We start from the raw sequence: 7,908 nt of genomic DNA on the forward strand, positions 1-7,908 counted from the left end.
GCCATGGAGCCCGAGAACCACATGCCGACCCATCCCCGCCGCCTGCTCGCGCCCGTCGCGCTCGTCGCCCTGCTGCTCCTGACCGGGTGCACATCCTCGGATGAGCCCGCAGCACCGGCGGACGCGGACGGCTCCCCCGCCGCTGGCCAGGAGCAGAGCCCGGCGGCGACCTCGAGCGCGGACAGCGCGGCCTTCACGACGTCGGCGGTGCTCGCCGAGCAGACGTTCGACGTGACCACGAGAAGCGACGACGCCGGCGGCACGATCACCACCACACTGCGCGCGCTCGAGGTCAAGGGCGACGCGATGACGCTGCGCTGGGCGCTGCGGTGGGACAACGACGACGCGCCCGACGATGAGACTGCCAGCCTCTACAAGCTGGGGCTCGCCAACGCCAACTCACCCGTCCTCACCGACCCGGTGAACCTCAAGCAGTACCGCTCGCTGTGCACCGAGGGCTCCTGGCAAGGAGACAAGGCCGGCCAGGAGACCTGCGCACGCACGGCGCTCGTGTCGCCGTCCAACTCGTTGTTCCTCGAAGTCCCCAACCACACCACCGTCGAGGCGTGGGCGGTGCTCCCGGCCCCCGAGGACGATGACGCCGTCTTCGAGGTGCTCGTGGCCGACGGCTGGCCGGCGTTCTCGGGCGTCCAGCCGACCCCCGCGCCATGAGCCCGATGCACCGCATGCCGCACCGCCGCGTCGTCGTGCCCACGCTCGCGGCGGCGCTGCTCATGTCGTGGGCCACCCCGGCCGTCGCCGATCAGGACGCCGACCTGGCCCGCCTGGAGCAGGCCGTCATCACCCCGGCGATGCTCGCGGACGCCGTCCTGGACCTGGACGCCGCGTCGGCGGTGTTCGACCTGTCGCAGTCAGGCGCGGTGCGGGGCCTCGAGCAGACGAAGACGGAGGCGGGCGCCGCCGTCGTGACCCTCACGTCGGACCTGCTCTTCGACTTCGGCGAGTCGACGCTGACTCCGGCGGCGAGCGCGGCGCTCGCCGAGATCGCGCAGGCGATCGGCCAGGGCGCCGCCGTGGCCGTCGACGGGCACACCGACTCGATCGGCGGGGACGACGTCAATGTGCCGTTGTCCCAGGCCCGCGCCCAGGCGGTGGCCGACGTGCTGGCAGCGACGCGCCCCGACTTGGTGCTGACGGTCACGGGCCACGGCAGCGCCGTCCCCGTGGCCTCGAACACCGGCGAGGGCGGCGACAACCCGGCGGGCAGGGCGCAGAACCGGCGGGTCGAGCTCACGTACGCGACCACCCCGTAGGGCCGGCAGGGGCGCACCCCCGACCGGCCCTGCGCGGGCAGCCTCTCCGCAGGTCAGTGGTGCGCGCGCAGCCGCTTGACGAACGGCGCGGCGACCACGGCGATCAGCCCGAGGCATCCGCCCAGGAGGAACGCCTTCTGCGTGCCGACGGCCTGCGCCTGCGCGCCGGATCCGCTCGCGGCGGCTGCGGCCCCGATGGTCATCGCGGCCACGAGCAGCGCTGTGCCGGCCGCGCCGGCGAGCTGCTGCAGGGTGTTCATGATCGCGGAGCCGTGCGCGTAGAGCTCACGCGGCAGGGCGCTGAGCGAGACGGTCATCAGCGGCGTCATGAGCATGGACATGCCGATGCAGAAGATGACGTGCCACGCCACGACGACGCCCGGCGACGTGTGGGCGCCGACGGTGCTGAGCAGCCACTGCCCGCCGCAGAGCAGGACCGCGCCGGGGATGACGATGGGGCGCGGGCCGACCATGTCGTAGAGGCGCCCGACGAATGGCGACAGCAGGCCCTGGACGAGCCCGCCCGGCAGCATGAGCAGCCCGGTCGTGAGGACGCTCAGACCGAGGCCGGCCTGCAGGTAGATGGGCAGCACCACGACGGTGCCGAGCATGGTGGCCATGGCGACCATCACGATGACCACCGAGATCCGGAAGGTGGGGACGGCGAACGGGCGCAGGTCCAGCAGCACGGAGCCGGTGCGCTGCAGGCGCGTCTGGCGCCGGATGAACACCACTAGCGCGAGGACGCCGATCACCAGGGATGCGAGGGGCGCCAGGCCGCCGTCGAGCAGCGCCTCGATGGAGGCGAGCCCGTAGACGATGCCGCCGAAGGCGAAGACGGACAGCACGACCGACCCGACGTCGAGGCGCGGGCGCGTGACGTCGTGGGTGGCCTTGATGAGCAGGAGGCCGACGACGAAAGCGATCGCGGCGAGCGGCAGCATGAGCCCGAAGACCCACCGCCAGCCGAGCGTGTCGACGACGACGCCCGAGATGGTGGGACCGATGGCCGGCGCCACGGAGATGACCACGGAGTTGAGCCCCATGACCGCGCCGCGCTTCTCGACGGGGACCGACGTGAGGGTGGTGGTCATCAGCAGCGGCAGGATGATCGCCGTGCCGCAGGCCTGGACGACGCGGCCGAGCAGGATGACGGCGAAGGTCGGCGCGATGCCGGCCAGCACGGTGCCCACCAGGAAGAGCACCAGCGCCGCTGTGAACAGGGTGCGGGTGGTGAACCGCTGGAGCAGGTAGCCGGTGGTGGGGATGACCACGGCCATGGTGAGCATGAAGCCGGTGGTGAGCCATTGGGCAGTGCCGGCCGCGACCTCGAAGTCGCCCATGATGCTGGGCAGCGCGACGCTGAGCACTGTCTCGTTGAGGATCATGATCAGTGCGGAGAGCACGAGGACGGCGATCACCGGGCCGACGCGGCCGGTGGCCTTCTCCGTCTCGATGGCCGGCGAGAGCGCCGGGGTCTCCTCGCGGAGCTGAACGTCAGACATGGGACCTTCTTCCTTGAAACAAGCCAGGCGATTCTGTCACGGTGTGACACCATGGCAGTGACTGCCAGAGGAGTGCCGCTGGTCACACGCGTGCTCGTGCTAGGAAGGACCGCATGGACGACACCCCCTCCGACCTGCGCGCCCGGCGCCGTCTCGACACCCACGCCGAGATCCACCAGGCCGCACTGGAGCTCTTCGAGGAGCAGGGCGTCCGGGAGACCACCGTCCAGCAGATCGCCGACCGCGCCGGTGTCTCGTCGCGCACCTTCTTCAGGTACTTCACCTCGAAGGAGCAAGCCGCCCTGCCCGGCCAGCGGCGCCTGCTCCGGGCCATCGACGCGATCGACGTCTCGCCAGACGACCCGATCGCCTCGGTGCTGCAGAAGGTCGAGGCCGCCACCGAGTCGGCGATGGCCGGCGAGAACGACCCCGAGCTCGACGAGCACCGCCGCGTCGCGCGGCTGCTCACCCGGGAGCCCGACCTCCAGGCCCTGGCCGCCGCCCAGGAGCAGGCCCTGACCGCGCGCCTGCGCGCCCGGCTCGCCGAGCAGCTGCAGGGCGGGGACCCCGCCACCGTGCTGCTCATCGCCGAGATCGTCGTGGCGGTGTGGCGCGCCTCATGGGAGCGCTGGGGCGAGCTCGCGCTCGAGGGCCGCGCGGCCGACCCCGTGGAGGTCTACCGGCAGTGCCGCGCGGAGCTCCGCCGCATCGTCGGCTGACCTCGCCCGGCCAGGCATGACTCGGGCCCCCGGCGGGCTGATCGCCTGCCGGGGGCCTGAGCGCGCACGTCCTACAGCGCCGCGGTCGCCTCCTTGGCCGCGGCGTGGCGCCCGCCGATGTACCCGAAGGTCATCGCGGGGCCGATGGTCGAGCCGGGGCCCGGGTACGTGTTGCCCATCACCGAGGCGGACGTGTTGCCCGCCGCGTACAGCCCCTCGATGACGGAGCCGTCCTCGCGGAGCACGCGCGCGTGCTCGTCGGTCAGCAGCCCGCCCTTGGTGCCGAGGTCGCCGGGGTAGATCTTGATGGCGTAGAACGGCGGCCTGCTCACCGAGCCCAGGTTCGGGTTGGGCTTGACCCGCGGGTCGCTGTAGACGCGGTCATAGGCGCTGTCCCCACGGTGGAAGTCCTCGTCCACGCCGGTGGCGGCGAACTGCGCGAACCGGCCGGCGGTGCGCCGCAGGCCGTCCTTGTCGATGCCCATCTTCTCGGCGAGCTCCTCCAGGGAGTCGGCCTTGGTCATGAACCCGGACTCGATGAGCTTCTTGGGCGTCATGCCGGGCAGGGCCATGCCGAACGGGTACCGGGAGCGGTGCCGCGAGTCGATGATCAGGTACGCGGGGATCGCCGCGATCGTGGCGTTCCGCTCGTACTGGTGGTGCCCGGCGTCCACGTACGACTCGGACTCGTTCATGAACCGCTCGCCGCCCGCGTCGACGATGAACCCGTGCGGCAGCGAGCGCTCGGCGAGCAGGAATTGCGCGGCGCCGTCGGGCTTGAGCACCGACGGCCCCCACCAGGCGTCGTCCATCAGCGCGAGGGCCGCGCCGGCGGCGATGCCGGCCTGGATGACCTCGCCGGTGTCGCCGGGGTTGGCGCTGGTCCACTCGGTGGTGATGGGGTGCGGGTGGTGCTTCTGCCGCATCTCGTCGTTGTGGGCGAAGCCGCCGGCGGCGAGCATGACGCCATGGCGGGCGCCCACGCGCATCCGCTTGCCCTCGTGGTCGACGACGACGCCGACGACCGCGCCGTCCTCGATGACCAGCTCGACCAGCGGCGACTCGAGCCAGATGGGGATGTCCCGCTGGAGCGCGAGGTGCAGCATCTGGCCCATGAGGCTGTTGCCGAGCCCGACGAGCTTCTTGCCGAGCAGGCGGCTGCCGATGGTCTGGACGCCGACCACATTGGCGGCGGTGAGGAAGCCCTCGACGGTGCGCAGCGACAGGTTCATGGACGCCACCTCGTAGGTGTGCACCGGCATGGGGATCAGCCCGCGGAGCTTCGCGCCCCACGGCCCGAGATTGCGCATGTCCCAGCGGTCGCCCTCGATGCCGCGCCCGATGGCCATGCCGCCGGGCTTCTCGGGGTAGTAGTCGGCGTAGCCGCGTCCGTACACGAAGCGGAAGCCCAGGCCGCGCAGGAACTCCACCATCGCGGGCCCCTCGGTGAGGAACGCGTGCCGCCGCTCGGGGGAGCTCGCGGGGCCGACGTCACCGATCACCTCGTCGATGTAGGCGCGCGCGGCCTCATAGGAGTCGGAGACGCCCGCGTCGCGCATGACGGGGTTGTTCGGCACCCATAGGCCGCCGCCGGACATCGCCGAGGACCCGCCGTACAGCTCCGTGCTCTCGAGGACGAGAGGCTCCTTGCCGGACTCCTTGACGGCGAGCGCCGTGGTCATCGCCGCTGAGCCCGTGCCGACGACCACGACGTCGACGACCTTGTCGAACTTGCCCATCGCACTTCCCCTTCGAAGTCGGATGCGCCAGCTATCCGGACACTGGCGTCCACTTCAAGGTACTGGGGTCGCGCGCGGCCCGCCAGGGACAGAAGGCCTCCCGCCCCGCTCGGCTACGCTCGACGGGTGAGCCAACGGCGCGACGCCCAGCGCAACCGGGCCCGGCTCATCGCCGCCGCCGCCGAGGTCTTCCGCGAGGACGGGGCCGCCGCGCCCCTCGACCTCGTCGCCCGACGCGCCGACGTCGGCCGCGGAACCCTCTACCGCCACTTCCCCGACCGCGGGGCCCTCATCGCCGCCGTCCTCAAGATGCGCATGGACGCCCTCGAGCAGTACGCCGCCGACTACCCCGGCGACGACCTCCTCGAGCACCTCCTCGCCGAGATCCTCGCCCTCCAGCTCGACGCGCCCGGGCTCGCCACCGCCATCCGCACCGCCGGATCCGACGAGCCACTGGGCGCCATGTTCGAGCAGACCCGGGCGCTGCTCTCCACCGCGCTCGACCGCGCCCACGCCGCCCAGCTGGTGCGCGAGGACCTCACCCTCCCCGAGGTGATGCTCGCCATCGCCATGCTCGACGGCGCGGTGTCGGCGCACACCCGCCTGCCCGAGGACGCCCCTGTCGAGCTGGCCCTGGCGATCGTGCTGCGCGGGATGCGCAGCCCCGCGAGGTCACGGCTCCCCGTGCCCGCCCCCGCCCTCCGCCTGCCGACAGCCCAGGAGCTCCAGCCCGACGACTGACCACGACGGCCGACCCACGAGGAAGGGGCCCACCGCATGGCGAGCCCCTCCCCCTCTCAGTTCACTGCCAGGTCAGACCCCGGCGGTGACCGCCTCCTCGCGCGGCTGCGGGTTCGCCGCGGCGACCTTCTGGTAATCGGGCAGGTCCGTCCAGAGCTCGTCCTTGAGCGGGTTGAGCCGCCGGACGATGATGCGGCGCACCTGGTAGACGGCCACCGCGATGTTCGCGACGAGGGCCAGCGCGCTGACGATGAACAGCGCCTTCGGGTCGTGTGAGGAGTCGACGGCGAACTTCGAGTCGGAGACGAACGCCGGCACGGCCATCGTGAACATCATCCAGAACGCGAGCGTCTGGGCGCGGTGCTGCAGCCAGGCGCCGCGCTTGATGAAGAACGCGGGGATGGTGCACGAGACCAGCAGCGCGGCGCCGGCGTAGAACGCGTGGTCGCCGACGCAGTTGTAGACGTAGGCGAAGTTCCACAGGTCGTACGCGATGATCCAGAACCAGACCATGTCCGGCCACACCATGTCGCGCTTCTTGTCCTGGCTGATGACGATGCCGGCCCACCCGCAGATGGTCAGCAGGTTGAGCAGCCCGGCGATGCCGTTCATGACGTTCCAGGGGCCGCCGACCATCATGACGCCGTCGACCATGCCGTTCATCGACGTGACCTGGAAGTCGCGGATGACCGCCTCGAGGATGTTGAGCGCCAGGATCGCGGCGGGGAACATCAGCGCGTACTTGTTGCGGGCGATGCGCGGGTAGTACCGCAGCAGCATGAACCCGATGCACCCGGCCAGGGCCGAGTACACCTTGACCCAGTGGAACCAGCTACCGGTGCTGGACCCCTCGCCGGCGGTGTTCGGCCACACGAAGATCGTCAGGATGATCGGCAGCACGATGAACAGCACGATCGCCGCGCGCTTGCTGGAGCGCGCGATCTCGTTGGCGAGCATGAGGGCCGCGACGACCGCGACCCACATGAGCGCCGAGTACCAGGGGATGGACTCGAACAGGAACATCTCGTCACTCGCCTTCGGGGTGGAGGGGACTGTGCGCGTCCGGCTGCTGCCGGGGCGCTGACTGCTCAGACGGCAGGGCTTCAGAGGGCAGGCCTTCAGAAGACAGGGCGCCGTCGTTGGGATCGAGGTGCAGCGTCTGGCGGATGATGTCCATCAGGACGCGGTCGCTGACCTTGTGCTCGGAGCTCGCCAGGCCGATCAGCCCGTGGATGAGCACATAGAACGTCTCGGGGACGTGGTCGATCTGGATGCGGTGCCGCTGGGCGTAGGCGGCCACGGTGGTGTGCTGCAGGCAGTCGACGAGGGCCCGCACGGCACGGTCGACGAACCGGCTGTACAGGCGGGTGTCCTCGATGCGCGGCAGGGCGCCGGGCTGGGCGACGGGGCCCAGGTGTCGGCGGAACAGCGCGACGCAGTCGGTGAGGGCCTTGTCGATGTTGCCGACCTCGCGCTGGGCGTCCCAGCGACGCACGTCCTCGACGAACTCGTCGATGTGCCGTTCGAGGACGACCTCGACCAACGTGTCCTTGTCGGTCAGGTAGTGGTAGACGAGCCCGCGGGTGATGCCGGCCCGTGCGGCGACGTCCGCGATGGACGTGCGGCCGACCCCCTGCTCGGCGAACAACTCCCGGGCGGCGGCGATGATCGCCTCGCGCCTGTCGTCCGGGTCCATCACCGTCCGTGTGGCGCCTGATCCGCCCGTGCGTGCCACGATCCACCGCCCTCACCGCCGGCTGCGCCGTGTCCCCGAGGAGTCGGGGGCGGGTGCCGTCACGGATCATCCAAGGCCCCATTGACAGTGCGTCAATGGGACCTTGGTCCAGCCGCCCGTGGGCATGGCGAGGCCTTCACCCGGGTGGCGGACAGGCCGTTCACCCAGGGCGGTGAGGGCGGTCTCTGATACACA

8 protein-coding genes are annotated in these 7,908 nt (G+C 71.1%); 4 read left to right on the forward strand and 4 right to left on the reverse strand.

Features of this window, described 5'->3' with window-relative positions:
* Positions 1 to 21 precede the first annotated feature (21 nt).
* Positions 22 to 672 carry a hypothetical protein gene (locus tag QUV83_RS08955; protein ID WP_289563985.1) on the forward strand — a complete coding sequence of 217 codons (651 nt, stop codon included), beginning with the start codon at positions 22 to 24 and terminating at the stop codon, positions 670 to 672.
* Positions 669 to 1,274, forward strand: coding sequence for an OmpA family protein (locus tag QUV83_RS08960; protein WP_289563986.1), 606 nt, complete (start codon positions 669 to 671; stop codon positions 1,272 to 1,274). The genes QUV83_RS08955 and QUV83_RS08960 overlap by 4 nt, the downstream gene beginning before the upstream one ends.
* A 53-nt stretch (positions 1,275 to 1,327) precedes the next feature.
* Here the strand turns inward: QUV83_RS08960 and QUV83_RS08965 are convergent, their stop codons facing one another.
* A complete protein-coding gene (locus QUV83_RS08965) occupies positions 1,328 to 2,779 on the reverse strand; it encodes an MDR family MFS transporter (protein WP_289563987.1) in 1,452 nt (483 codons plus the stop codon).
* 113 nt (positions 2,780 to 2,892) lie between these two features.
* Here QUV83_RS08965 and QUV83_RS08970 point away from each other — a divergent pair, with 113 nt between their 5' ends.
* A complete protein-coding gene (locus QUV83_RS08970) occupies positions 2,893 to 3,498 on the forward strand; it encodes a TetR family transcriptional regulator (RefSeq protein ID WP_289563988.1) in 606 nt (201 codons plus the stop codon).
* 71 nt (positions 3,499 to 3,569) lie between these two features.
* On the opposite strand, the gene QUV83_RS08975 is transcribed toward QUV83_RS08970, so the two are convergent.
* Positions 3,570 to 5,237, reverse strand: coding sequence for an FAD-binding protein (locus QUV83_RS08975; protein WP_289563989.1), 1,668 nt, complete (start codon positions 5,235 to 5,237; stop codon positions 3,570 to 3,572).
* Between the two features lie 126 nt (positions 5,238 to 5,363).
* Between QUV83_RS08975 and QUV83_RS08980 the strand changes: the two genes are divergently transcribed.
* Positions 5,364 to 5,978: a TetR/AcrR family transcriptional regulator gene (locus QUV83_RS08980; RefSeq protein WP_289563990.1), complete on the forward strand. Its 615-nt coding sequence runs from the start codon at positions 5,364 to 5,366 to the stop codon at positions 5,976 to 5,978.
* 72 nt (positions 5,979 to 6,050) lie between these two features.
* Here the strand turns inward: QUV83_RS08980 and QUV83_RS08985 are convergent, their stop codons facing one another.
* Both QUV83_RS08985 and QUV83_RS08990 read right to left on the reverse strand, forming a co-directional pair.
* Positions 6,051 to 7,001: a DUF5692 family protein gene (locus QUV83_RS08985; protein WP_289563991.1), complete on the reverse strand. Its 951-nt coding sequence runs from the start codon at positions 6,999 to 7,001 to the stop codon at positions 6,051 to 6,053.
* A gap of 4 nt (positions 7,002 to 7,005) precedes the next feature.
* Positions 7,006 to 7,713, reverse strand: a complete 708-nt coding sequence (locus QUV83_RS08990) for a TetR/AcrR family transcriptional regulator (RefSeq protein ID WP_289563992.1) — start codon at positions 7,711 to 7,713, stop codon at positions 7,006 to 7,008.
* Between the last annotated feature and the right edge of the window lie 195 nt (positions 7,714 to 7,908).

It is taken from the genome of Cellulomonas cellasea (assembly GCF_030372105.1).
GTDB classification, from domain to species: Bacteria; Actinomycetota; Actinomycetes; order Actinomycetales; family Cellulomonadaceae; genus Cellulomonas_A; species Cellulomonas_A cellasea_A.

Bases quoted from the DNA above. Each gene is read 5' to 3' on its own strand.
- QUV83_RS08960 (WP_289563986.1), top strand. From the start codon at position 669: ATGAGCCCGATGCACCGCATGCCGCACCGCCGCGTCGTCGTGCCCACG.
- QUV83_RS08955 (WP_289563985.1), top strand. From the start codon at position 22: ATGCCGACCCATCCCCGCCGCCTGCTCGCGCCCGTCGCGCTCGTCGCC.
- QUV83_RS08975 (WP_289563989.1), bottom strand. From the start codon at position 5,237: ATGGGCAAGTTCGACAAGGTCGTCGACGTCGTGGTCGTCGGCACGGGC.
- QUV83_RS08970 (WP_289563988.1), top strand. From the start codon at position 2,893: ATGGACGACACCCCCTCCGACCTGCGCGCCCGGCGCCGTCTCGACACC.
- QUV83_RS08985 (WP_289563991.1), bottom strand. From the start codon at position 7,001: ATGTTCCTGTTCGAGTCCATCCCCTGGTACTCGGCGCTCATGTGGGTC.
- QUV83_RS08965 (WP_289563987.1), bottom strand. From the start codon at position 2,779: ATGTCTGACGTTCAGCTCCGCGAGGAGACCCCGGCGCTCTCGCCGGCC.